21 protein-coding genes are annotated in these 23,866 nt (G+C 52.2%); 13 read left to right on the forward strand and 8 right to left on the reverse strand.

The annotated features are described in order from the left end of the window. Nucleotides 1-65 precede the first annotated feature (65 nt). Complete coding sequence (locus NDQ72_09635; GenBank protein WKD30179.1) at nt 66-836, reverse strand: UDP-2,3-diacylglucosamine diphosphatase; 771 nt, start codon at nt 834-836, stop codon at nt 66-68. A gap of 13 nt (nt 837-849) precedes the next feature. Then, nucleotides 850-1,350, reverse strand: coding sequence for a peptidylprolyl isomerase (locus NDQ72_09640; protein WKD30180.1), 501 nt, complete (start codon nt 1,348-1,350; stop codon nt 850-852). Nucleotides 1,351-1,506: 156 nt separating this feature from the next. Between NDQ72_09640 and NDQ72_09645 the strand changes: the two genes are divergently transcribed. The 10 genes from NDQ72_09645 (at nt 1,507) to NDQ72_09690 (ending at nt 14,113) form a co-directional block, all read left to right on the forward strand. Then, nucleotides 1,507-3,186, forward strand: coding sequence for a glutamine--tRNA ligase/YqeY domain fusion protein (locus NDQ72_09645; GenBank protein WKD30181.1), 1,680 nt, complete (start codon nt 1,507-1,509; stop codon nt 3,184-3,186). Between the two features lie 11 nt (nt 3,187-3,197). Next, nucleotides 3,198-4,589 carry a cysteine--tRNA ligase gene (gene cysS, locus NDQ72_09650; GenBank protein WKD30182.1) on the forward strand — a complete coding sequence of 464 codons (1,392 nt, stop codon included), beginning with the start codon at nt 3,198-3,200 and terminating at the stop codon, nt 4,587-4,589. 151 nt (nt 4,590-4,740) lie between these two features. Then, nucleotides 4,741-5,649 carry an ABC transporter substrate-binding protein gene (locus tag NDQ72_09655; protein ID WKD30183.1) on the forward strand — a complete coding sequence of 303 codons (909 nt, stop codon included), beginning with the start codon at nt 4,741-4,743 and terminating at the stop codon, nt 5,647-5,649. Nucleotides 5,650-5,652: 3 nt separating this feature from the next. Then, nucleotides 5,653-6,846, forward strand: coding sequence for an ABC transporter permease (locus NDQ72_09660; protein WKD30184.1), 1,194 nt, complete (start codon nt 5,653-5,655; stop codon nt 6,844-6,846). Further along, nucleotides 6,843-7,808: an ABC transporter ATP-binding protein gene (locus tag NDQ72_09665; GenBank protein WKD30185.1), complete on the forward strand. Its 966-nt coding sequence runs from the start codon at nt 6,843-6,845 to the stop codon at nt 7,806-7,808. Before NDQ72_09660 ends, NDQ72_09665 begins: the two co-directional genes overlap by 4 nt. Continuing rightward, nucleotides 7,798-8,574 (forward strand): ABC transporter permease, encoded by a 777-nt coding sequence (locus NDQ72_09670; GenBank protein WKD30186.1) that lies wholly within the window; start codon nt 7,798-7,800, stop codon nt 8,572-8,574. Before NDQ72_09665 ends, NDQ72_09670 begins: the two co-directional genes overlap by 11 nt. A gap of 163 nt (nt 8,575-8,737) precedes the next feature. Further along, on the forward strand, nt 8,738-9,940 hold the full coding sequence (locus tag NDQ72_09675) for a thiamine pyrophosphate-dependent dehydrogenase E1 component subunit alpha (protein ID WKD30187.1): 1,203 nt from the start codon (nt 8,738-8,740) through the stop codon (nt 9,938-9,940). A 1-nt stretch (nt 9,941) separates the two neighbouring features. After that, entirely contained in the window at nt 9,942-10,919 is a 978-nt protein-coding gene (locus tag NDQ72_09680) for an alpha-ketoacid dehydrogenase subunit beta (protein ID WKD30188.1), read from the forward strand. A 17-nt stretch (nt 10,920-10,936) separates the two neighbouring features. After that, nucleotides 10,937-12,184: a 2-oxo acid dehydrogenase subunit E2 gene (locus tag NDQ72_09685; GenBank protein ID WKD30189.1), complete on the forward strand. Its 1,248-nt coding sequence runs from the start codon at nt 10,937-10,939 to the stop codon at nt 12,182-12,184. A gap of 63 nt (nt 12,185-12,247) precedes the next feature. Next, a complete protein-coding gene (locus tag NDQ72_09690; GenBank protein WKD30190.1) occupies nt 12,248-14,113 on the forward strand; it encodes a protein kinase in 1,866 nt (621 codons plus the stop codon). On the opposite strand, the gene NDQ72_09695 is transcribed toward NDQ72_09690, so the two are convergent. The 5 genes from NDQ72_09695 to sulP all read right to left on the reverse strand — a co-directional run bounded on the left by NDQ72_09695 (nt 14,087) and on the right by sulP (nt 19,411). Continuing rightward, nucleotides 14,087-14,707, reverse strand: coding sequence for an ABC-type transport auxiliary lipoprotein family protein (locus tag NDQ72_09695; GenBank protein ID WKD30191.1), 621 nt, complete (start codon nt 14,705-14,707; stop codon nt 14,087-14,089). The two genes, NDQ72_09690 and NDQ72_09695, sit on opposite strands and share 27 nt — an antisense overlap. Continuing rightward, on the reverse strand, nt 14,704-15,645 hold the full coding sequence (locus NDQ72_09700) for an MCE family protein (protein ID WKD30192.1): 942 nt from the start codon (nt 15,643-15,645) through the stop codon (nt 14,704-14,706). The genes NDQ72_09695 and NDQ72_09700 overlap by 4 nt, the downstream gene beginning before the upstream one ends. 6 nt (nt 15,646-15,651) lie before the next feature. Beyond that, entirely contained in the window at nt 15,652-16,476 is an 825-nt protein-coding gene (locus NDQ72_09705; GenBank protein WKD30372.1) for an ATP-binding cassette domain-containing protein, read from the reverse strand. After that, nucleotides 16,476-17,606: an ABC transporter permease gene (locus NDQ72_09710; protein WKD30193.1), complete on the reverse strand. Its 1,131-nt coding sequence runs from the start codon at nt 17,604-17,606 to the stop codon at nt 16,476-16,478. The genes NDQ72_09705 and NDQ72_09710 overlap by 1 nt, the downstream gene beginning before the upstream one ends. Before the next feature lie 104 nt (nt 17,607-17,710). Beyond that, nucleotides 17,711-19,411: a sulfate permease gene (gene sulP / locus NDQ72_09715; GenBank protein WKD30194.1), complete on the reverse strand. Its 1,701-nt coding sequence runs from the start codon at nt 19,409-19,411 to the stop codon at nt 17,711-17,713. Nucleotides 19,412-19,640: 229 nt separating this feature from the next. On the opposite strand from sulP, the gene NDQ72_09720 reads away from it, so the two are divergent. Continuing rightward, a complete protein-coding gene (locus NDQ72_09720; protein ID WKD30195.1) occupies nt 19,641-21,296 on the forward strand; it encodes a methyl-accepting chemotaxis protein in 1,656 nt (551 codons plus the stop codon). Here NDQ72_09720 and rarD read toward each other — a convergent pair. After that, on the reverse strand, nt 21,267-22,175 hold the full coding sequence (gene rarD, locus NDQ72_09725; GenBank protein ID WKD30196.1) for an EamA family transporter RarD: 909 nt from the start codon (nt 22,173-22,175) through the stop codon (nt 21,267-21,269). The two genes, NDQ72_09720 and rarD, sit on opposite strands and share 30 nt — an antisense overlap. Before the next feature lie 72 nt (nt 22,176-22,247). Here rarD and NDQ72_09730 point away from each other — a divergent pair, with 72 nt between their 5' ends. Further along, entirely contained in the window at nt 22,248-23,063 is an 816-nt protein-coding gene (locus tag NDQ72_09730) for an amidohydrolase (GenBank protein WKD30197.1), read from the forward strand. Further along, complete coding sequence (locus NDQ72_09735; protein WKD30198.1) at nt 23,063-23,767, forward strand: pseudouridine synthase; 705 nt, start codon at nt 23,063-23,065, stop codon at nt 23,765-23,767. Before NDQ72_09730 ends, NDQ72_09735 begins: the two co-directional genes overlap by 1 nt. The last annotated feature ends 99 nt before the right edge of the window (nt 23,768-23,866 follow it).

The following is a 23,866-nucleotide window of genomic DNA, read 5'->3' on the forward strand; positions in this document are numbered from 1 at the left end:
GCCGGCCAAAATTGATTTGGTCGGCTTTTTTTGATGACTTTTTTGCTGATGTGCAGCGTTAAGTATTAGGGTGGGTTGGCTAAGGTAAATTGGCGTAGAATAGGCATGGCGTCATGCTCTGCCGTGCGTTCAACGATGATGTCCCAGCCATGGTGAGTATCCCAATCACCGAGAACAAAACGTTTTGCAGGAACGTCCTCAACCGTCAGGTCATGTACCTTTGGCCGATGGGTGTGACCATGAATCATGGTGGTGACACCAGAGCGCGCCATCAGCGCCACCACTTCTTCGTGTGTCACGTCCATGATCGCTTCCGCTTTACTCGCGTTGGCATCGCCCGACTGCATACGCAGACTCTTGGCAAGCTCCAACCGCTGATCAAGGGGTAAGGACAGGATTTGCGTTTGCCACTGAGGATCTCTCGACTGTTGGCGGAACGCCATGTAAGCATCATCTTTAGTGCAAAGACTATCGCCATGGAGAATAACGACAGGCACTCCTTGGAGTTCCACCGTTTGGCTTTCGGGTAGCAGAGAGGCTTGGCACTCACTGATGAAGCGCTCGCCAATCAGAAAGTCGCGATTGCCGTGCAGGAAATAAATCGCGGTTCCGTTACTGCTTAATTTGCGTAACCGTCTAATCACTTCCCAGGCGATGTCGCTAAGAGGATGCGGTGTGTCAAGGAGATCATCTCCGATCCAGGCGTCAAACAGGTCGCCTAGAATATACAGGGCGTCAGCCCCAGTAGCGGTGTGCTCTAAGTAACGATAAAACCCCTGATTGATTTCAGGGGTATCACTGCTTAGATGCATATCAGCTATCAGCAGAGTGCGCATAGAACTCCCGTAATTAGTCGGCTTCTTTTACATAGGCGCGCTCAATGATGACATCGTCTGCGGGCACATCGGCATGCATGCCACGGCGTGTGGTGCTGACACCGCGGATGGCGTCTACCACGTCCATGCCGTCGACAACCTCGCCAAACACGGCGTAGCCCCAGCCTTGAAGACTTTTACCACTATGATTCAAGAAACTATTGTTACCAACGTTGATAAAGAACTGCGCTGTGGCAGAGTGAGGGTCTTGGGTGCGTGCCATCGCCAGTGTGCCAACCGTGTTTTGTAATCCATTGTCGGCTTCGTTTTCGATCGGCTCGCGCGTTGGCTTTTGATTAAAATCTTGATCGAAGCCACCGCCCTGAACCATAAAGCCATCAATAACACGGTGGAACAAAGTGCCATCATAAAAACCTTCGCGGACATATTGCTCAAAGTTAGCGGCAGTTTTCGGCGCTTTTTCATGATTAAGCGCAATAGTGATGTCACCGTGGTTGGTCTGTAATACGATCATAGATAAATTCCTGTTCAATAAAGGCGTTCGCCTTGGCGCTGTGCATCGGCGTCACGTTATAATAGCGGTTTTGCTTGGCACCGCGAAGCGCAAACCCTAATAGCTTAGGCATTGGTTGCCTAGCCCGCCATCCACCATGAGGTTATCAACACCACCATGACCAACGAGACCACCCCAGCGCCGAACTTCATTCGCAACCAAGTACGCGACGAAATAGAGGGCGGCCAGGTCACCAAAATTGTGACGCGCTTTCCTCCCGAACCTAATGGCTTTTTGCATATCGGTCATGCAAAGTCGATCTGTTTAAACTTCGGGTTGGCAGAGCAGCTAGGTGGTGAGTGTCATCTGCGCTTTGACGACACCAACCCCGCGAAGGAAGAACAGGCGTATATCGACGCTATTAAAGAGGACGTCAGCTGGTTAGGCTTTAACTGGGCAGGCCCAGTTCGCTTTGCTTCTGATTATTTCGACCAGCTTTATGCGTGGGCCCAACATCTTATTCGCGAGAGCAAAGCTTACGTTGATGATCTTTCTCCAGATGAAATTCGCGAATACCGTGGCACACTCACGGCACCGGGTAAGCCAAGTCCTTACCGCGAGCGCAGCGTTGACGAAAACCTAGATTTGCTGGAACGCATGCGTAACGGCGAGTTTGGTGAAGGCGAAAAAGTACTGCGTGCAAAAATTGATATGGCGTCGCCCAATATCAATCTACGCGACCCGATCCTTTACCGGATTCGCCATGCCAGCCACCATCAAACAGGTGACAAGTGGAAAATCTACCCGTCGTACGATTTTACCCATGGCCAGTCTGACGCCATCGAAGGCATTACCCATTCAATCTGTACGCTGGAGTTTGAAGACCATCGCCCGCTGTACGAGTGGTTTTTGAATAATTTGCCGGTTCCTGCCAAACCGCGCCAAATCGAGTTTGCTCGACTGAATCTGGATTACACCCTCACTTCCAAGCGCAAGCTGAAACTGCTGGTTGACGAACAGATTGTCGATGGCTGGGACGACCCGCGTATGCCAACCATTTCAGGTATGCGTCGTCGCGGCTATACGCCGGCATCCATTCGCAAGTTCTGTGAGATGATTGGTGTTACGCGCGCCGATGGCGGCTTGGTGGATATTGCCATGCTAACGCATGCGATTCGCTCTGATCTTGAGGACAATGCGCCGCGGGCAATGTGCGTGTTGAAACCCCTTAAGGTGGTACTGACCAACGTTCCTGAAGACCATGAAGAAGTGTATGAGGTGCCTGGGCACCCTGCGCGAGAAGATATGGCGGTGCGTAAGGTGCCGTTTAGTCGCGAGCTGTATATTGACCAAGACGACTTCATGGAAGACGCGCCCAAAAAGTTTTTCCGTTTAGCGCCCGGCAAAGAAGTCCGCCTGCGTAACAGCTACGTGATTCGTTGTGATGACGTTGTTAAGAACGAAGCCGGTGACGTGACGGAACTGCACTGTTCGGTGGATTTCGATACGCTGGGTAAAAATCCTGAAGGCCGCAAGGTGAAAGGCGTGATTCACTGGGTGAGTGCCGCCCATGGTGTGCCGATGGAAGTGCGTTTGTATGACAATTTATTCACGGTTGAACAGCCGGATCGTGATAAAGATGTCGACTTCCTCGAACACCTGAACCCCGACTCCTTGGCGGTGTGCCACGCCATTGGCGAGCCCAGTTTGGCGGATGCTGTTCCAGAAGATCGCTTCCAGTTTGAGCGGGTGGGCTATTTCTGCGCTGACCGTCATGCTTCTAAGCCAGGGCAGCTGGTGTTTAATCGTACCGTTGGGTTGAAAGATAGCTGGGCGAAAATCAAACAGAAGGGCTAAGGAATCGTCATATGCACATTTATAATACGCTGACACGCCGCAAAGAACCGTTTACCCCGCTAGTGGCGGGTAAAGTCAGTATGTATGTCTGTGGCATGACGGTGTATGACTACTGTCACCTTGGCCACGCGCGGGTCATGGTAGCCTTCGATGTGATAACCCGCTATCTGCGTTATCGCGGTTATGATGTTACTTATGTCCGTAACATCACCGACATTGACGATAAAATTCTCAAGCGTGCCGAAGAGAATAACGAATCGATCAGCGCACTCACCGAACGCATGATTCAGGCAATGCATGAAGACGAAGCACGTCTTGGGGTATTGCCCCCAAGCCATGAGCCTCGGGCGACAGGTCATATTGATGACATTGTTGCCATGGTTGAGACGCTGATTAAGAAAGACTTTGCTTATGCTGCTGCCAATGGTGATGTGTATTATCGGGTACGCAAGTTCGCTGATTACGGCAAGCTAAATAATCGTCAACTTGATGATATGCGTTCTGGTGCCCGGGTCGAGGTTGATGTCCATAAAGAAGACCCGCTTGATTTTGTGCTTTGGAAAGCCGCTAAACCGGGCGAAGCACACTGGCACTCTCCTTGGGGCAATGGCCGTCCTGGGTGGCACATTGAATGTTCTGCAATGTCGACATGCTGCTTAGGCGATACCTTCGATATTCATGGTGGTGGCCCTGACCTTACGTTTCCTCATCATGAAAACGAAATTGCCCAATCAGAGGCAGCGACGGGTAAAACCTACGTCAACACCTGGATGCATGCCGGGGCTGTGCGGGTTAACCAGGAAAAGATGTCAAAATCGCTGGGTAACTTTTTCACCATCCGTGATGTGTTGGCCGAGCATGATCCGGAAGTCGTGCGTTTCTTGCTAGTGGCTAGCCACTACCGTAGCCCAATTAACTACTCGGTGGGTTCTCTCCATGAGGCCCGCAAATCACTGACGCGTTTTTACACAGCGTTAGAGGGTGTGGAAGTGTTATCTAGCGGTGATGGTGTTGAGGAAGGTTATGCTGAGCGTTTCACCACGGCGATGGATGATGACTTTAATTCGCCTGAGGCGTTAGCGGTATTATTCGATCTGGCGCGGGATCTCAACCGCGCTAAGAGCGAGTCGTCAGAAAAGGCGCAGCGTTTAGCAGCGGAATTAACCCGTCTAGCGGGTGTGCTAGGGCTTTTGCAGCAAGACCCTCAGACCTTTTTGAAAGGTAATCAGCAGCAGGTAGCGCTGAGCGAGACTGAGATTGAGGCCAAAATAGCACAGCGTAAAGAAGCAAAAGCCAATAAAAATTTTGCTCAGGCAGATGCTATCCGAGATGAACTAGCGAGTTTGGGTATTATCCTGAAGGATTCCCGGGAGGGAACAACCTGGGTGATTGAAGCGCCTTAAGCGTTATCGATGTTGAGCGTGATGACAGTGGGTGTCATCGAATAGAAACGTTGTCGATGTCAGGCGCCGTTGATATGGCGTCTGATGTCAATGTCGTTGGCTCTTATACTGAGATGATACCTTCAAGACGCTAAATAAGAGGATGACCACTATGCGCTTTACTCTAAAACCGACCATCGTCGCTTGCTTATCAGCTATTACTTTTTCGACTGCTTACGCCAGCGATCCTGTTGTCGTGTCCTCCAAAATCGACACAGAAGGGGCCGTGCTGGGTGAGCTGATTATTCAAACGCTAGAACGTGGCGGTGTGCCTACAGAAGATCGCCTACAACTAGGTGGCACCAGCGTTGTGCGTAGTGCGCTTGAAGCGGGAGAAATCGACCTTTATCCCGAATATACCGGTAACGGCGCTTTTTTCTTTGATATGACTGACAGCCCTGTCTGGAATAGTGCAGAGGATGCCTACCAGACGGTTAAAGAGCGCGATGCGGCGCAAGGGCTGATATGGCTGAAGCCTGCTAGCGCGAATAACACCTGGGCGATGAGTATTCGTGAAGACGTGGCGACGGCCAACGGCTTAACGACCCTTGATGATCTTGCCGACTATGTTAACGAAGGCGGCGAGTTTAAATTCGCAGCGAGTGCAGAATTTGTAGAATCCGCTCAGGCATTGCCTGCATTTCAGGATGCTTATGGGTTCGAACTTAGCGATGATCAACTGCTTGTGCTGTCCGGTGGTAATACGGCGGCTACTATGCGAGCCGCTGCCCAACAAACAAGCGGTGTAAATGGTGCCATGACGTATGGAACCGATGGTGGCTTAAGTGCGCTTGGACTGGTTGTTTTAGAAGATATTAAGGGGGTTCAGCCGGTATATCAGCCGTCGCCAATGGTGCGTGCCGAAGTGCTGGATGCCTACCCTGAAATTGAGACGCTACTCAACGACGTATTTGCAACACTTGACCTTGTGACGTTGCAAACGCTGAACGCAGATGTAGCGGTGAATGGTTTCTCGCCTGATCAAGTCGCAAGCGACTATCTTGATAGCCTGGATGACTAATGAATGTCGCAGATAGACGCCTTGCCATCGCCACTCCGTCAATATGGGCATTTAAACTCAGTACTGATTTGTTTAAGTGCCGCTATGTTAGGGGCCTCTTGGCTACTAGGTCTTGTTAGCGTCGCGCCTAATAGAATTGTAGCGGGCACATCTTATGGCTTAGTAGCTGCGATTGGGTGGCCCGGTGCACTGCTTGTTTCCTTGTTATTTATCGCTATGGGCGGCTTGGCTATAAGGCCAAGCCGCCTTCATGGCTATGCTCAGCTGTGTATCATTACCCTGACACTCTTATTGATGCCATTCGGGCTTATGGTAGCAGGCCACTGGCTGATTGATCCGACTCTGCCGCAAGCGCGTTTAGGGATTGGGGCAGCCTATTGGGTCGTGCTTTTTTTGCTTTTATTGTGCCTAGTGGAAGTGCGTTTACGTTTGGGGTTGTCGCGTTTATGGACCACTCTACTGCTCAGCAGCGTGGGGGGAGCGTGGCTGCTTTGTGCCGCCTTATGGCTTGAAAATTTAGCCCTTGTTCAGGAGTTTCAAGCGCGCGACCAGCAGTTTTATCGTGCCATGCTGCAACATGTGGTACTGGTCGGCATAGCGGTGAGCGTTAGTATCGTGGTTGGTTTAGTGCTCGCTATGCTAATGCGACGTTACCAACGTCTACAACGAATAGCGTTTGCATGGCTGAACTTCCTGCAAACGATTCCGAGCTTAGCTCTGTTTGGGCTACTGCTCGCTCCGCTTGCTTGGCTAGCTGCTAACGTGCCCTTTTTAGCGCAGTTAGGAGTTAGCGGTATTGGCGCCACACCCGCATTGATTGCGCTCATTGCTTATAGCCTGTTACCCATGGTGCGCAATACGTATATTGCGCTTGATGAAGTCGACCCTGAAACCTTAGATGCTGCTAAGGCGATGGGGATGCGTCCGTATCAGCGCTTCTGGCAGGTAAGATTTCCGTTGGCGCTGCCAATACTATTAGAAGGTGTACGAATTACCGCTGTGCAAGCGATTGGATTAACGGCCGTTGCTGCGTTGATTGGGGCAGGTGGGCTTGGCACGTTTATTTTTCAGGGGTTAGGCCAAGCGGCTATGGACATGGTGCTACTTGGCGCGCTGCCTATTTTGGTCTTGGCACTAATTGTAGATGCTAGTTTGGGGGCATTAGCCGACGCGCTTCGCCCCGGGGGACATAAATGATAGAGCTTTCCCATGTGTCGAAGCACTTTGGCGAAGACACAGCGGTTGACGACATATCCTTACACGTCGCGAAAGGAAAGTTCTGTGCGCTGGTAGGGTCATCAGGCTGCGGAAAATCGACGACGTTACGTATGATAAATCGTTTGATTGAGCATAGTAGCGGCGACATTATCATCGACGGACAGGCAATAGGCCACTATGACCCGGTTAAGCTTCGCCGCCGAATAGGCTATGCGATCCAGAGTACCGGCCTGTTTCCTCATTGGACGGTAGCGCACAACATTGGGCTGGTACCGCGTTTGTTAAAATGGCCTGCCGCTGATGTTAAAGCACGCGTAGAAGAGTTAATGCGTCTGTTAGGCCTTCCCACGGAAGAGTTTGCTCATAAGTATCCTCATCAGCTCTCTGGCGGCCAGGCGCAGCGGGTAGGCGTTGCGCGCGCATTGGCGGCAGATCCTGATATTTTGCTGATGGATGAGCCTTTTGGAGCGCTAGACCCTATTACGCGAGAAAAGCTTCAAGACGAGCTGGCAAAGCTTCAGGCGCGGTTGCATAAAACCGTGGTGTTCGTGACTCACGATATGGATGAAGCGCTCAAACTGGCAGATCATTTAGTCGTTATGCGCGAAGGTCGTATTGTTCAGCAGGGGTCACCGCTAGCGCTGCTTCAAACCCCCGCCGATCCGTTTGTTGAGTCGCTATTGGGAGGGTTGGAGCGTGGCTTAAAGCAGGCTGCCTTAACACGCGTGAAAGACCACATGTCGTCGCTTGGGCAGACACTGCCTGCCCAGTCGCGTATTCCGGGTGATTTTTCACTGCGCCAAGCGCTTTCAATGATGCTGCGAGACCACTGCGATAGGCTGACGGTTGTCGACCAGCATGATATGCCGATTGGTGAGTTATCGCTGCGCAAAGTGGTCAAAGAGGCCCAGTTAGACAAGGTGAGTCACCGTGACGCGTGATCGTAACCGTGGCGAATCATCGATTGCAGTTGGCCCGCGCTGGCTATGGCCTATTGGTTGGGCACTTTTGCTGCTGATAGGGGTATTGGGTATCCCGGCGTTAGAGCCCGTATTTCGTTGGCTGGAGCCAGACGCCCGTCAGGTGATTTATTCCCGCGCTGATTTTGCTTCTCTGCTGGCAAGGCACGTGTTCGTTGTTGGCATCGCAGCTGTCATTACGATATGTGTAGGCGTATTGGCCGGCATCGCAGTCACTCGGCAGTGGGGGCGAGACTTCTTACCCCTAGCCGGGCAGTTGGCTTCACTGGGTCAGACATTTCCTCCTGTGGCAGTGCTTGCCCTGGCGGTTCCTGTATTGGGTTTTGGAACATTGCCGATTATCGTGGCGCTAATGCTCTATGGCTTATTGCCGATTGTGCGAAACACGCTTGCCGGGTTGCAGGATGTAGATGCGAGTCTGAAACAGGCTGCGTTTGCCATGGGGATGACCCCTTGGCAGGTATTAACTCGCGTTGAGCTGCCATTGGCCGCGCCGGTGATTCTGGCCGGTATCCGAACATCGGTAACCATTAATATTGCCACAGCGGCTATAGGGGCGACGGTAGGCGCCAGTAACTTAGGTGACCCGATCATAGCCGGTATCGTGAATGGCAATATGGCGTATGTTTTACAAGGTGCGCTGTTGATCGCGTTACTCGCGTTGACCGTCGATAGTCTGTTTGATGCGTTGCAACAACAGCTGCGCACTCGTCTATCTGCGTCTTAAGTTGTATCCCTAAAAGTAGCAGACTGCGTTACTGTCCTTATGTTGAGTTGATCGAGGTGACACTAACCTCGACAAGATTGACCTATGCTAGATAAATCCACTGGTAAAAACGGTCAACACCAACAACACTGCCCTCAAAAGGGGTAATACAAGGATAATAAGCATGACAAACTACGTACATCAGCCGAGCTTTATGACCGGCGACGAATTCTCAATGGCTACTTTCAGCCTGCTCGACCCTGAGGGCGAGCTTTACGAAGGTGCGATAGAGCCAGACCTACCGCGTGATCATGCCAGACGGCTCTATCAAGCCATGCTGGCCACCCGTATCCTAGATGAGCGCATGATGGCTGCCCAGCGCCAGGGGCGGCTCAGTTTTTATATGCAAAGCACGGGTGAAGAAGCCGCCGTTGTTGGTGCAGCTGCTGCGCTAGACGATGCCGATATGATCATGGCGCAGTACCGCGAGCAAGGCGCCTTAATGTACCGCGGGTTCTCCATTGATGAGTTTATGAATCAGCTATTTGGCAACGAGCTTGACTACGGTAAAGGCCGTCAAATGCCGATTCACTATGGATCACGCAAGCTGCACTACATGACCATCTCTTCTCCGCTTGCAACGCAAATCCCCCAGGCGACAGGCTACGCATACGGTCAGAAATTAGCGGGTGATGGGCATTGCACCTTAACGTTTTTCGGTGAGGGTGCTGCATCAGAAGGTGATTTCCACGCCGCGCTGAATATGGCGTCTGTCCATCAAGTACCGGTGATTTTTTTCTGCCGCAACAATGGCTATGCCATTTCGACGCCGTCAACCGAGCAGTTTGCAGCCGATGGCATTGCCCCCAGGGCGTTTGGCTATCATATGCATGTGATACGCGTTGACGGGAACGATGCACTGGCAGTTTATGAAGCGACACGCCAAGCGCGTCAGATTGCTGTTGAACAGAACAAACCTGTGCTGATTGAAGCCATGTCTTACCGCCTTGCTGCTCACTCCTCTTCGGATGACCCTTCCGGCTATCGTGCCAAAAGTGAAGAAGAAGCATGGCGGTTAAAAGATCCCATACTGCGCATGCAGAAATGGCTGTTGAAAAAAGGCTGGTGGAGCGAGGAGGAGGAAACCAGCCAGCAGGAAACGTTGCGCCGCGACGTGCTGGATACCTTGAAACGGGCAGAAAAGCGTTCACCCCCACCGCTGGAATCGCTGATTACTGATGTCTATGCCGACATAACCCCTGAGTTACAGCGTCAATTTGATCAGCTTAAACGCCATATTCGCCGCTATCCAGAGGCCTACCCGCGTGGAGCGCGGTCGCTAGACCTTGAGGTGAATACGTCCACAGATTCCCAGGGGGAGGCATAACATGCCCACAATGAACATGCTCCAGGCGATCAACAATGCGCTTGATATCGCCATGGCTGAAGATGACAAAGTTATCTGTTTTGGTGAAGATGTTGGCGTTTTTGGCGGCGTATTCCGTGCTACCAGCCATTTACAGGAAAAGTATGGTAAAGCGCGCTGCTTTAACACGCCGTTGGTAGAGCAAGGCATCATTGGTTTCGCCAATGGGCTGGCTGCTCAAGGCTCAGTGCCCGTTGCTGAAATTCAGTTTGCCGACTACATCTTTCCCGCTTTTGACCAAATCGTTAATGAGTCTGCGAAATTCCGCTACCGTTCGGGGGATTTATTCAATGTGGGTGGATTAACCATCCGCACGCCCTATGGCGGTGGTATCGCGGGGGGGCTCTATCATTCGCAATCACCAGAGGCTTACTTTACACATACGCCCGGCTTGAAAGTCGTTGTACCGCGCAACCCCTACCAAGCGAAAGGGCTACTGCTCGCTTCCATTCGCGATCCAGATCCAGTGCTTTTTTTGGAACCCAAGCGTCTCTATCGTGCATCGGTGGGTGAGGTGCCCCAAGAAGATTACCAGCTTCCGATTGGTGAAGCGGAGGTCATTAAAGAGGGGACTGATATAACGCTGGTGGGCTGGGGCGCGCAAATGGAAGTCATCGGCAAAGCCGTTGAGCTTGCTGAAGAGCAGGGCATTGCCTGTGAAGTGATTGATCTGCGCACGGTGATGCCATGGGACGCGGATACTGTCGTTGAGTCTGTTCTAAAAACAGGACGTTTGATCGTCAGCCATGAAGCGCCGTTAACAGGTGGCTTTGCGGGTGAAATCGCCGCGACGATCCAAGAGCGCTGTTTTCTCTATCTTGAATCGCCGATTACTCGGGTAACGGGGCTAGATACACCTTTCCCGCTAGTGCTGGAAAAAGAGTATTTGCCCGACCATCTGAAAATTTTTGAAGCGATTCGCGAAAGCGTTAACTTTTAACGCCAGGGAGAAAAATAATGAGCGATTTCATGCTGCCGGATATCGGCGAAGGCATTGTTGAATGTGAAGTAGTGGAGTGGCGCGTTGCGGAGGGTGATCGGATTGAGGAAGATCAGCCAATTGTCGAGGTGATGACCGATAAAGCGCTAGTGGAAATTACCGCTCCCGAAGCGGGCGTTGTCACCAAGCTTTATGTTGCCCAAGGAAAAATTGCCAAAGTACACGCACCGCTTTATGCCTACCAAGCAGAAAATGACACGCAAGAAGCCGGCGCGACGGAACAGGCTAACGAGCCTCAATCACCTGTCGCTGACGCTGACAGTGGCTCAGCCAAGACGGTTGAGCAAGCCGCTGTGGCATCCAGTACCTGCAGCCTTAGTACGAGCAGCGGCAAAATACCGGCCAGCCCAGCCGTGCGACGTCTTGTTCGTGAACACCAGCTTGAGTTAACTGCCATTGCTGGCAGTGGTAAAGATGGCCGGGTATTAAAAGAAGACGTGCTGGCGCACCTGAATCAACCTTCTGCGGCCCCTAGCCAAGCACCATCGCAAGTAGCCCAACCTCCCCGCGTCGAACCGCTTCGCGGTGTGCGCGCGGTGATGGCGAAAAGAATGGTTGAGGCAGCCAGCTCCATCCCGCATTTCCACTATGGCGAAGAGATCGATGTGACCGATCTGTTGGCGCTGCGCGAGCGTCTAAAGCCACGGGTAGAAGCGCTTGGTGAGCGGCTAACACTCATGCCCTTTTTCATGAAAGCCATGGCGCTAGCGGTTACTGAGGCGCCGATCATCAATGCCCAGCTAAACGCGGAAGCCAACGAGCTGCACTACTACAAACAGTGCAATATCGGCATGGCGGTGGATAGTAAAGCCGGTTTGCTGGTGCCCAATGTGAAAGGTGTTGAGCGTTTAACGCTGCTAGACATTGCTCGTGAAGTGGGGCGTTTAACCGTTGCGGCCCGAGAAGGGCGTGTCGATCAGGCTGATCTCAAAGGTGGCACCATTAGTATTTCTAACATTGGTGCGTTGGGCGGCACCTATGCCGCGCCGATTATCAATGCGCCGGAAGCGGCGATAGTGGCGATTGGTAAAACCCAATGGTTACCGCGCTTCGACGAGCAAGGAGAAGTTCAGCGGCGAGCCATTATGACCATCACCTGGGCAGGCGATCACCGCTTTATTGATGGCGGTACCATCGCCAGGTTCTGCAATGCCTGGAAAGGCTACTTGGAAGCACCTGAAACCATGCTGCTGCACTTGGGCTAAGGTTGTTAGATATTGAGTAGCAAGAGGTTAAATAGCCAGAAGTTGGTTAGCAAGGAATGAGAAATGTCTCAGGCACCGCTCCAGCAGTTTTATATACCGGAAGAGCAGTCGGTATATCTACTCAGCCATCACGATGCCCGTAAGCTTAAAGACTGGGTAGCACTGTGTCAGGCACAGCTCGCCCAGCTAGGCTACACGGGGATTGAGCTGGTGGGTAAAGGTGCCTATGGCTTTGTATTTGCGGGCAGCGCGCAACACCAAGATGTGCCTGCCCACTACGTGTTTAAATTTTCACGTATTACGCTACCGACCCATTTACAAGAACGCCTTGAAGAAGAGGCGTTTATGCTTGATCAGGTTTCCCATCCCCGCATACCAAAGCTGGTGGCTTACCAACGCTCCCGAGGCCAGTCAATTCTGGTGATGGAGCGTGCGCCTGGTTGGAATCTTGAACAGGTGTCACTGAAAGAAGGCCGTCTCTCTCCACGGTTAGTGGTGCGCATTGCCAACCAGTTGGCCGATATTCTTTCCGCATTGCGCCGCGAAACGGGTCCCAATGCGCGTCCCGTTGTGCATGGCGACATCAAGCCGTCAAATTTGGTATTTGATCCAGATACCGAATCCATCGCATTGATTGACTGGGGATCGTCCGTATTTGCCCAGTTAGACGAAAAGCTCCAATTTGTTGGGGCAAACGTGATGGAATTAATGTCCGACAACCTGCAGCAAACCAACGCCCGGCTGGGCGATGTCTACTTTATTGGTGAAGAGCAGCTAAATGGAGCGCTATCATCGCCGCGTTTCGATGAGCAAGGGGCGGCAGGAACGCTATATGCATTAGCTTCGGCGCAATCTTGCCGCTTTGGTCATCGCGCCATTCCCGCTAGCTCGCTGGGGCTACCCTTGGAGTTTGCCCGCACCTTAGACGGCATGCTGGATCCCGACCCACACATACGCCATAAAGCAGGGGATCACTATTTACAGGCAATGTCCCGTATGGCCAAAGTAGTGATGTTAGATTTACCTACGCCAATACAAACCCCGCTAGTGCCTGTTTGGGGTCGTGCGGCGCACCAAGAAATTGATACGGTCGTTTACAGCTCCCGGAAAGCGTTTCTGCGCGAAGCGAACGCGGAAGAAACACTTAATGATGTCAATGATGTGCAGCTAGACCGCTATTACAAACAATTTATGCAGGGCATGGGGGAAACCGAAAAGGCGTTTTTGGCCTCGGTGAGTCGCTTAGGAAAATACCCGGTTGTTGGTGGTTTAGCAGTACGCTGGGAGCGAGAGGGCGTCTATATAGACTCCTCACTTAACCTGCATGATCCCGCATTAAAGCCAGCGTTCATTCAAGCCGTCAACAATATGGTGCACTTGGCGCGAGCCATCCATCGCCAAGGGGTGTTTAAAAGCTGTTTGTTTAATGCACGCCAAACGCTGCATTTAGAGCGCGCGAGTGCGGAAGAGCCTTTTCATTGTGATCCTGGCACCACGATTGACTACGAGCTGAGCGCGGTTCCAGAAATGGAAGACCTCACTCGCCAGCATAGCTACTTTGAAGACGGCCCTGATCCAGAAGAGCTACTGGTCCTGCCTGACACCATTATGCACATACTGCAACGGCTGAATGAGATTCATCACACCGGCATGATCATCTTTGAGTCACTACCAAAGCATCTTAAAATCCATAGCTATTATCGGCTACTGGACCCTAGCCGAGAGGCCGAGTTTCGGGCTTTGCTGGCGCAGATGTTGGCGTCTGTAAGCCAGATCGAGGGGTTAGGCGTGTCCGGCTTTATGAAAATGCCTTACAAAGACACGCGATTTTTTACCCATTTAGAGTGCCAGCCTGAACATTTTTATCCTAAAGACCCGCGTGATTTTTTAAGAAAGACGCCGTCAATCGGCGGTCCTCAGACTGCTTGATTGCGCCGCGATCCATGCTGAAAGCTGCTCAGCTAGCGCGTCGCTGGCCGCGCCAAACGCATTGACGACGTCCGGAATCTCCGGGCTATTCGCGCGGGTGCGGATAACAAAACTAGTCGCTGCTAGCGGCTTTCGGTGTTGTGTATTCACAAGTTGGACATCTAATTGAAGATGAATACTGGGTGGGGAAGTGTCGTACTCACTTTGGAAATGGCGCAGCTCGCTCAGTAGCAGTATATCGTGAGGCAATCGGTCGCTACTCACGCCAGTGAATAGCTGGCGCTGCTGGAGATCAGAAATTAAGCGCGCTTGAAGCATTTCTGGGGCGTCTTCATGCCAGCGTACCCCCTCATATACATTGACTACATTGCCTTCTGGGTATACCACAATACGGTTGCTGTTAAGCAAGTGACCTGCCTCCGGGGTGGCAATGCCAAGTTTTACCGGGAGGGTGGCGGTCGTGTGTTCAGACAGCGTGGCAGGCGATGGCAGCCGATAGAGCGTTGCGGGATTACTTTCGGGCAGTATTGAACAACCGGCGCTTAATACAAGCGCCGCTAATGTGACGATGCTAAACGTAAAGCGCAAGCTCATGGACGAAACTCCTCTACCTGATCCCGGCCCAGGAAGAAGTCTGTGGGACTCTCTTCAAGCTGGCGAGTAATACGCTCAAGATTAGTTAGTGTAGAACGTAAGGCTGAAAGTGCGGGAGCAATGTCTTGTGCCCCCTGCAGCATACTGTCGACAGCACCGGCATTGTCGTTAACGAGTTGTTCAATTCGTTGCGCGGCGCTGGCCACATCACGACTGGCGCTTGCAGCGCTTTGCATCATTTGCTGGCCATCTTGGCGCAATAGCTGTGTCGCCTCTTGGCTGAGGGTATCGATGCTTTCAAGGGTCGTTGTGGCTTGGCGTGATACTTCGCCGAACAGTGCCATATTTTGATCAAGCGCTGTTTGTTGTGAGGCGATCATCTCTGTGATCTGCGCAATACTCGTCAAAATAGTGCCGGCTTGTTCACGATTGCCGTCATTAAATAGTTCATTAACGTTTATCAGAATAGAATTAATGTTTTGAATCATTGTTTCGCCTTCATCAAATAGCGTGGCGATCGGTGAAGGGTCTGCCTTGATAAGCGGTGCCATGCTGTCCGTTTGATTTGCCAGGCGGGGGCTTTCTGGGGTGCCACCATACAGTTGAACCGACATACTGCCGGTAATGCTGGCAAAGGCTAATTTTGCTCGGGTATCTGTTTTGACGGGGGTGTCTTCATAGACTCGCACACTGGCAATCACTTGGCGTGGGTCGTCAGGGTTCAGCGTCAGCTCGGTAACATCGCCAACTTCAATGCCGTTGTACTGCACCTTGCTGCCAATTGATAAACCACTAACACTGCGCTCAAATAGAATGCGGTAAGGCTGATAGTTACGCTCTCCGGCGGCATAGCTCATCCAAAGTGCAAACAGCAGCGCCGCGACGGCGGTTCCCAGTGTGAACAAACCTATCAAAACGTGATGCGCGCGGGTTTCCATGTGCAGTCACTCCTGGACGTTTGCGTTATTTGAAGAGGCGCTATGAGCACGCTGAGCGGCTCGACCACGCGGGCCGTGAAAGTAGTCTTGAATCCATTCATCGTCGGTATCCGCCACGTTATCGATAGTATCCACTACCAGCACACGTTTCTGTGAGAGTACCGCGACCCGGTCGCAGGCAGCGTAGAGCGTATCTAGGTCATGGGTAACCAGGAATACGCTGAATCCCAGCGCATCGCGAAGGGTGACCAGCAACTGATCGAAGGCCGCCGCGCCAATAGGGTCAAGCCCCGCGGTTGGCTCATCCAGAAACAGGATGTCAGGATCCAGCGCTAAGGCACGGGCAAGGGCGGCGCGCTTGACCATGCCGCCAGACAGCGACTCAGGAAACTGCAGCGCGGCCTGGGGCGGAAGCCCGACCAACGATAGCTTGACCCTGGCAAGATGCTCGGCGTCTTCGCGGGGTAGCCTGGCATGTTCAATTAGCGGTAGGGCAATATTCTCTTGCAGGTTCAACGAGCTGAACAGCGCGCCGCGCTGAAACAGCACGCCAAAGCGGCGCTCTATTTGACTGCGCTGCGCCTCGTTAAGCTCGTTAAGCGTTGTGCCTAGGACTTCAACCGTGCCGCCATTGGGGCGTTTCAAGCCGACGATGCTGCGTAACAGCACTGATTTGCCGGTGCCAGAACCGCCGACAACGCCGAGGATTTCCCCGCGTTCAAGGGTTAGATCTAAATTTTCGTGAACCACATGCGTGCCAAAGCGGTTCACTAAGCCTCGAACCTTAATGACCGGTAAGTCGTTTTGCTCTATCGGTTTATCTGAATTGATCACCAGCCCATCTCCATAAAGAATAGCGCGGCGACGGCATCAATTAGAATCACCATAAAAATCGATTGAACGACACTTGAAGTGGTGTGTTCTCCCACCGACTGCGCGCTACCGCTGACCTTAAAGCCTTCCAGGCAGCCGATCACGGCGATCACGAAGGCAAACACCGGGGCTTTGCTTAGTCCTACCAAAAAGTGTGTCACCGATACGTCTTTTTGCAGCGTGGCCATAAACTGGGTAAGTGAAATATCCAGTGACAGGGAGGTGACCATGGCGCCGCCCGCTAAGCCGCTGAGCATACCTACAAAGGCGAGCATGGGCAGACTAATTAACATCGCCATTACCCGTGGGAGTACCAAAAGCTCGATAGGATCAAGCCCCTGCGCTTGGAGGGCATCTATCTCTTCATTGGATTTCATGGCGCCAATTTGGGCGGTAAAGGCACTAGCGGTTCGTCCCGCGAGTAGGATCGCAGCGAGCAGAACGCCGAACTCTCGCAAGAATGAGAACGCCACAAGATCGATGGTATAAATTGTGGCGCCAAAATCCTGCAAAACGGTAGCGCCAAGGAAAGCCACCACGGCGCCCACCATAAAGGTGAGTAGCGCAACGATAGGGACGGCATTCAGGCCGCTCTGCTGAATATGGGCCACGGTGGCCGTTAAACGCCAGTGACGTGGCCGCAATATCAACTGGAAAAGAGTGGCCACCACCAGGCCAATAAAGGCCAATAGCTGGCGCTGCTGGGACCAAAGCCCCACCATGTGTTGACCCACGCTGGCAAGTGCTTGGCTAATGCGCGAATAGGAAGGCGTGTCAACGTCAAGCGGCGCTTCCATGGCTTCGGCAATACGCACTAGCAACGCCTGCTGCTCTTTCGGCAGTTCGGCTGCCCAATCTGCTACCGATTGCGCTTTCTCAACGCCAATCAGCTCCACAATGAGTATGGCACCAGCGGTATCAAGGCGAGTTACTGCTTCTAATGAAACCGCCGTATCCGTTGGCTTGCCAAGCTCAGTTTGAGTTTCACTGTGCTGAAGCGCCGCTTTGATATGGCGATAATTGGCAAGCGTCCACTCGCCTTTAAGGGTGACTGTTTGGTCATCACGCGCTATCCACTCGCTTGGCATCCCCACTCCTTGGCGCTCTTAGTATCGATGCACTTGTTTAGAAGTCTATGATGCATTCAAACGAGCGTTAGTTAAAGGTGCTTTGTAAGCTTAAGAAAACATGCTTATGAAAATTCTCGCCAAGCGGCGTAAGTACTTAGAAAAACGCGCCCGGTCAGGGCCTCTAAAAAATCGCTCTTTTTGAGCTGATCCATAACGGGGCCCTTCACCTCGGACAGATGAAGTTTCACATCGGAGTCTTTTAAGCGCGCATTGATCGCATCCAGGCTCTCGAGCGCTGATGCATCAATTAAGTTAACGGCTGAACAGATAAGAACGACGTGCTCCAGCTCAGGATAGCTAGCGACCAAATTATAGACGGTATCCTCAAGATAGCGGGCGTTCGCAAAATAGAGGCTTTCGTCGATTCGCAGTAGCGCCACATTACTGACGGTTTCAACATCGTGGCGTTCGGTATTGCGGAAATGCTCGGTGTCCGGCACCCGGCCCACCAGCGCGCTATGGGGGCGGCTGGTGCGATACAGAAATAACGCGATAGAAAGACTAACGCCGCCGAGGATGCCTGCTTCGATACCTTCAACTAGGGTGAGCAGAATGGTGACGGCCATTGCGGCGAAATCACTGCGAGAATAGCGCCACGTTTGGCGCAACATGGGGATATCGACCAGGGTTAAAATAGACACGGTAATTGTCGCGGCCAACGTAGCAATCGGCAGGTAGTAGAGCCAGCCAGTAAACGCCATCGTTACCAAGGCTATTCCCAGTGCAGCAAAGGCTCCGGCCGCGGGGGTTTGTGCCCCAGCATCATAGTTGATGACCGTGCGCGAAAGGCCACCGGTGACCGGCATGCCACTGGTAAACCCAGCGGCTAGATTAGCGGCACCTAAGCCAATCAGTTCCTGATTAGGGGAGATACGTTGGCGCCGTTTTGCTGCCAACATTTGTCCCATGGAAACAGACTCGACAAACCCCACCAAACTAATGAGTAGCGCCGGGATGAACAGGGCGCGCCATAGTGACGTATCTGCCCAGGGAAAACTTAGCGCAGGTAGCCCGCTTGGAATAGCGCCGACAATGGCAACGCCTTGGTCGGCCAACTGCCAATGCCAAGCAGCCAGCGTGGTAATAATCACCGCAAAGACAGGACCCGCCTTGGTGATTAAATCGGCGAGCGTTCTAGGCAAACCAATAGCGCTAAGGCTCTGCTTACCAAAACGCCGCATCATAACGAGAAAAAACAGCGTTCCAGCGCCGATTACAAGCGTATAGGGGTTAAAGGTGGGGAGATTAGGAAAAAGCGTTATCACACGCTCTACCAGCGTAAAGCCACTGCTGGAGATACCCAATAGGCTTCCCAGTTGACTAACGGCAATCAGAATTCCCGATGCGGTTAAAAAGCCCGAGATAACCGGATGACTTAAAAAATTGCTAAAAAAGCCCATTTTAAGGGCACCCATTGCCACCAATATGCCGCCAGAAAGTAATGAAAGTACCAGCGCAGCTTGCAAATAGTCGGGGCTGCCGGGCGTTGCTACAGAAGAGAGCGCAGCGCCCGTCATTAATGCAATGATGGCCACCGGGCCTACGGCTAGAGTGCGGCTTGTGCCTAAAAAGGTATACAGAAGTTGCGGCAAAATACTGGCATATAGGCCCACTACCGCGGGCAAACCAGCAAGTAGGGCATAGGCTAATGACTGCGGAATCACCATCACGGTTACGATGAGTCCCGCTAATATATCGGCACCTAGCAGGCGCTTATGGTAGTGGGGCAGCCATGTAAGAATAGGAAAATAGCGCTTGAACATAAGCTCCTTGCGTCAGCTTCGTTTTTTAAACCCCAACCACTGGTGAGTCCGTCAGTTTAGCGTGTTGTGTAGGCAATAATGGCCTTTGCTTGCAAACAAAAGCATGTTCTGACCCGAAAGTGCTACTTCATTCATTAGCATAACCCGTTAAGCTGACTGAAAAGTGGCTAATCGCTCCTTCTTTATTGATTGACTGCTCAATAACGTCAAATAAAAAAGAGTACCCCACATGCGACTACTTTGGCTATTAGTGCCCTTGGCAGTGCTAGGTGTTTCTGTTTGGATGATGACTGGGTCTGGTGTTTTTCCCTATGCTGCGCTGCTGTTGGCGACGGGGGCTGGTGCAGGTTTAATGCTCGCAACGATGATGTTGGTTTACTCTGCTGATCAAGCGCGTTTGACGAAACCCATTCATGGTTTCAAGCCCATTCGCGACTATGGTTCGCTTCGCGCGATGGCCTATCGGTTGATGAATCGAGCAAGTAGCACGGCTATCGCCTCGGCAGAAGTTTCTCATTACGCTGATCTTATGGCGCAACGCCTTACTAAGCAGGAGGCCATGGCCAGTGATGCGTCATCGAGTATGAACGCTATTAATACCGCCATCATGCAAGTGAGTGTCAGTGCTAGCCATGTCGCCTCGCTTGCCGAGAGCGCTCGTCAGGCAAGCCATCACAATCATGATGAGCTGGCTGATATTATTGGTGATATGAGTGATGTTTCCGAGCGCTCTGATCAGGCGCTGGAAATGCTATCGGCGCTTAACGACAAAATTGAGCGTGTCCGCAACGTGACGTCGATGATTGAGGGAATAGCAGAACAAACGCATCTGTTATCACTCAATGCTTCTATTGAGGCAGCTCGAGCGGGCGAGCATGGACGAGGATTTGCGGTGGTCGCGGGCGAAGTGCGCAACTTGGCACTCAAGACGTCAACGGCGACACAAAGCGTCGATGAGCTTGTTAAAGATATGCACCAGAGTGGCCAACGTGTTGTTGGTACCATGGGAGCGCTGATGAACCGCATCAGAGAGCGTTCCCAAGGAATGCAGCAGGTGGGCAGTAGTCTTGCCACTATCACGCAACAGTTCGATCAAGTTGAGCAGGAAATCACCAGCGTCGCAGAAGCAATGGAAAGCACCAAAGTCCATAGCCAAACAGTTGCTGATAGCTTACGTCAGCTGGAAGACGATGTAGATGAGGGCAATCGCGATATGCGCGATTTAGCTCAGCAAGCTCGGGCGTTAATGGACGCTGCAGAAGGCGTTGATGGCGAGCTGGCGCAGCAGCGTTTACAGGGGCGTCATCAGCATGTGTTTAGCGTTGCTCGCCAAGCGGCGAACCGTATTGGTAAATCGTTTGAAAAGGCCATTGCCTCCGGTGCGTTATCAGAAGCGTCGCTGTTCCAGCCTGATTACAAGGTCATGCCTGGGACACAGCCACCGCTTTACCACACAGGCTTTGATGCATTCACGGACTTACAGTTACCCAGCTTGCAAGAACCTTTGCTTGCTGAGCATGGGTTGAGTTACGCCATTGCATGTGACCGCAACGGCTATGTGCCGACCCATAACGCAGGCGTCAGCCGCGAGCCCACCGGTGATTACGATCACGATCTCAAGTATTGCCGCAGCAAACGCATTTTTGATGATCCTACGGGCAGTCGTTGCGGCGCCCACGAAAAACCGTTGCTGCTACAAACCTATAAGCGTGACACGGGCGAAATCATGCACGATCTTTCGGTTCCCATTTACATTAATGGCAAGCACTGGGGAGGCTTTCGCGTGGGCTACCAGCCTGAAAAGACGAATAACACCAGTGCAGTGAGTATTGAAAAACCTGCGGAAGAATTAGCCTCAGGAAGCCACCTGCTGGCGCGAACGTGATTGCCAAGAGGACCAAGAATATAGCGCTAAGCTCGCCCAGATCATCACAAAGGTCGCTAACTGGATGAGCCCTAGAGGCTCGCCAAAGATAATGATTGCAATCAAAAACTGAATGCTGGGATTGATATACATCAGAAACCCTAGCGTTGCCAGCCGTAAGCGTCGTGCAGCCCCAGCAAAGGCCATCAAGGGCAGGGCGGTTAACACACCGCTAATTATTAGTAGGGTGCTCATCGGCACATTATGAATAAAGTGAGACTCCCCCTGCCAACTGAGCCAAGTGAGCGCTATTAGTGCTAGTGGGAATAGCAACAGCGTCTCTACAAACAGGCCTGAAAGCCCATCAAGAGGCACTTGCTTGCGAAATAATCCGTAGCTACCAAAGCTGAGTGCTAGCAATAGGCTAATCCAGGGCAGTTCACCCAACATCAGGAACTGGATTGCAATCGCTAAACTTGCCAAACCAAGAGCAACCAACTGGAGGCGAGCCATTACTTCGCGTAGCACCAGTACGCCCAAGGCAATGTTGACCAGCGGCGTTAGAAAGTAGCCTAAACTGGCTTGTAATACCTGCTTGCTTTCAACAGCATAGATATAGAGGCCCCAATTAAAGGCAATCAGTAATGCGCACGCGAGTACGCGCCCCAAGCGCTTAGGCTCAACAAGTGCGCTAACCACTGGCGTCCATCGGCGCAGTATGCTGATTAGCCCGACCAGGAAAAGGCACGACCACAAAATCCGATGTATCAGGATTTCAAAGGCGGGAATGCCATCAAACAGAGCGAAAAATAGTGGGAAGCAGCCCCACATAATGTAGGCAGTTAAGCCAAACATAACGCCCTTGACCGCTTCAGGGTCCCTTGATGCGGGTGGAAACATAGCAGCCTCACTAATTAAAAATGCTAATCTAGCACATAATTGACGAACACACTGATGCAAAGGAGACATGGCATGAGTCAACTGAAAACGAGCTTAGTGCAGTGCGATTTGCGCTGGGAAGATCCTCAGGCCAATCATGCGCATCTTGAGCAGTTATTAGGCGAATTAGATAGCCGCGATACCGATTTAATTGTGTTGCCAGAGATGTTTGCTACGGGTTTTACCATGAATTCACGGGAAATGGCCCAGCCCATGAACGCGAGCCAGAGCGTTGCCTGGTTACAGACGCAGGCCAAGGCGAGAGGCTGTGTCATGACCGGCAGCGTGGCAATTGTCGATGAAGGGCAATACTTCAACCGCATGGTATGGGCTACCCCCAGCGGCGACTTGCAGTACTACGATAAGCGCCATTTATTTCGTATGGCCGGAGAGCATGAACGCTATGGTATGGGCAACAGCCGGAAGATCGTTGAACTGAAAGGCTTCAGGCTGCTATTGAGCGTATGCTACGACCTGAGGTTTCCCGTTTGGATGCGTCAGCAGCCAGCAGAGGGCGAACATTTCGAGTATGATGCCGCGCTGTGTGTGGCGAACTGGCCTGCACCCCGGCGTCACCCATGGCGCACGCTTTTACAAGCGCGTGCAGTTGAAAACCTAGTTTATGTAGTAGGTGTAAACCGCGTCGGTGAAGATGCCAAAGGACTCGCCTATAGCGGCGATTCCATGCTGGTCGATTTCAAAGGGGAACCGCTGATCGACCACCCTGCAAACTCTCCGTTTATTGAAACGGGGACGCTAAATAAAACGGACCTAGATGCTTTTCGAGAAAAATTTCCTGCCTGGCAAGACGCCGACCGCTTTTCGCTTCTGCCAGGAGTGGGTCAATAATGCGCCTTGATCGCTTTTTGAGTGAAACAACCCCGCTAACGCGCAGCTTAGCAAAGCGGGCGCTAAAAAATGGCGAGGTGACCCTGAATGGCGAGCCCATCAAACAGTCGGCGACCCAAGTTGACACCCAGAACGACGAAATAAAACTCAACGGTGAGACGCTAGCGCTGGTTGGGTTGCGTTACCTGATGATGCATAAGCCACTGGAAGTAGAGTGCACTGCCCGCCGTGGGCTCTACCCAAGGGTGATTGACCTCATTGATCTACCCAAAGTAGAGCGACTGCAGCCGGTAGGGCGGTTGGATGTAGATACCACCGGCTTGTTACTGCTCACTGATGATGGCCAATGGTCCCATCGTGTCACCTCGCCGCGCCATCGCTGTGCCAAGGTATACATTGCAGAGTTGGCAGAGCCTATGGAAGGTAGCGCCGCTGAGTGGGCCATTAACCAAGTAGAGGAAGGACTTCTACTGGATGGTGAAGAAACGCCAACGCAACCTGCCGTGCTGAGGTTTATTACTCCCCAGCAAGCGGAATTGACCATTACAGAAGGGCGCTATCACCAAGTAAAACGCATGTTTGCAGCCCTAGGCAATCACGTCAATGCGCTTCATCGCCGTTCGATTGGTGATGTGGTCTTGCCAGATGACCTGGCACCTGGTGAGTGGCGGGAGCTTACACCTGAAGAAATTGCCAGCTTCTAAACACACTTAGCGTCACTGCTAGTGGATAAAACGCCTCGGTCAGCACACCCGTGCCAAGACCGGGGCGTTTTTATTATGAGTAATTAATTTTTATACCGT

It is taken from the genome of Halomonas sp. KG2, from assembly GCA_030440445.1.
In the GTDB taxonomy this organism is placed as follows: Bacteria; Pseudomonadota; Gammaproteobacteria; order Pseudomonadales; family Halomonadaceae; genus Vreelandella.

Bases quoted from the DNA above. Each gene is read 5' to 3' on its own strand.
- sulP (WKD30194.1), bottom strand. From the start codon at position 19,411: ATGTTCAAGCGCTATTTTCCTATTCTTACATGGCTGCCCCACTACCAT.
- NDQ72_09735 (WKD30198.1), top strand. From the start codon at position 23,063: ATGCGCCTTGATCGCTTTTTGAGTGAAACAACCCCGCTAACGCGCAGC.
- rarD (WKD30196.1), bottom strand. From the start codon at position 22,175: ATGTTTCCACCCGCATCAAGGGACCCTGAAGCGGTCAAGGGCGTTATG.
- NDQ72_09655 (WKD30183.1), top strand. From the start codon at position 4,741: ATGCGCTTTACTCTAAAACCGACCATCGTCGCTTGCTTATCAGCTATT.
- NDQ72_09720 (WKD30195.1), top strand. From the start codon at position 19,641: ATGCGACTACTTTGGCTATTAGTGCCCTTGGCAGTGCTAGGTGTTTCT.
- NDQ72_09680 (WKD30188.1), top strand. From the start codon at position 9,942: ATGCCCACAATGAACATGCTCCAGGCGATCAACAATGCGCTTGATATC.
- NDQ72_09665 (WKD30185.1), top strand. From the start codon at position 6,843: ATGATAGAGCTTTCCCATGTGTCGAAGCACTTTGGCGAAGACACAGCG.
- NDQ72_09685 (WKD30189.1), top strand. From the start codon at position 10,937: ATGAGCGATTTCATGCTGCCGGATATCGGCGAAGGCATTGTTGAATGT.
- NDQ72_09730 (WKD30197.1), top strand. From the start codon at position 22,248: ATGAGTCAACTGAAAACGAGCTTAGTGCAGTGCGATTTGCGCTGGGAA.
- NDQ72_09695 (WKD30191.1), bottom strand. From the start codon at position 14,707: ATGAGCTTGCGCTTTACGTTTAGCATCGTCACATTAGCGGCGCTTGTA.
- NDQ72_09660 (WKD30184.1), top strand. From the start codon at position 5,653: ATGTCGCAGATAGACGCCTTGCCATCGCCACTCCGTCAATATGGGCAT.
- NDQ72_09675 (WKD30187.1), top strand. From the start codon at position 8,738: ATGACAAACTACGTACATCAGCCGAGCTTTATGACCGGCGACGAATTC.
- NDQ72_09690 (WKD30190.1), top strand. From the start codon at position 12,248: ATGTCTCAGGCACCGCTCCAGCAGTTTTATATACCGGAAGAGCAGTCG.
- NDQ72_09635 (WKD30179.1), bottom strand. From the start codon at position 836: ATGCGCACTCTGCTGATAGCTGATATGCATCTAAGCAGTGATACCCCT.
- NDQ72_09700 (WKD30192.1), bottom strand. From the start codon at position 15,645: ATGGAAACCCGCGCGCATCACGTTTTGATAGGTTTGTTCACACTGGGA.
- NDQ72_09645 (WKD30181.1), top strand. From the start codon at position 1,507: ATGACCAACGAGACCACCCCAGCGCCGAACTTCATTCGCAACCAAGTA.
- NDQ72_09640 (WKD30180.1), bottom strand. From the start codon at position 1,350: ATGATCGTATTACAGACCAACCACGGTGACATCACTATTGCGCTTAAT.
- NDQ72_09710 (WKD30193.1), bottom strand. From the start codon at position 17,606: ATGCCAAGCGAGTGGATAGCGCGTGATGACCAAACAGTCACCCTTAAA.
- cysS (WKD30182.1), top strand. From the start codon at position 3,198: ATGCACATTTATAATACGCTGACACGCCGCAAAGAACCGTTTACCCCG.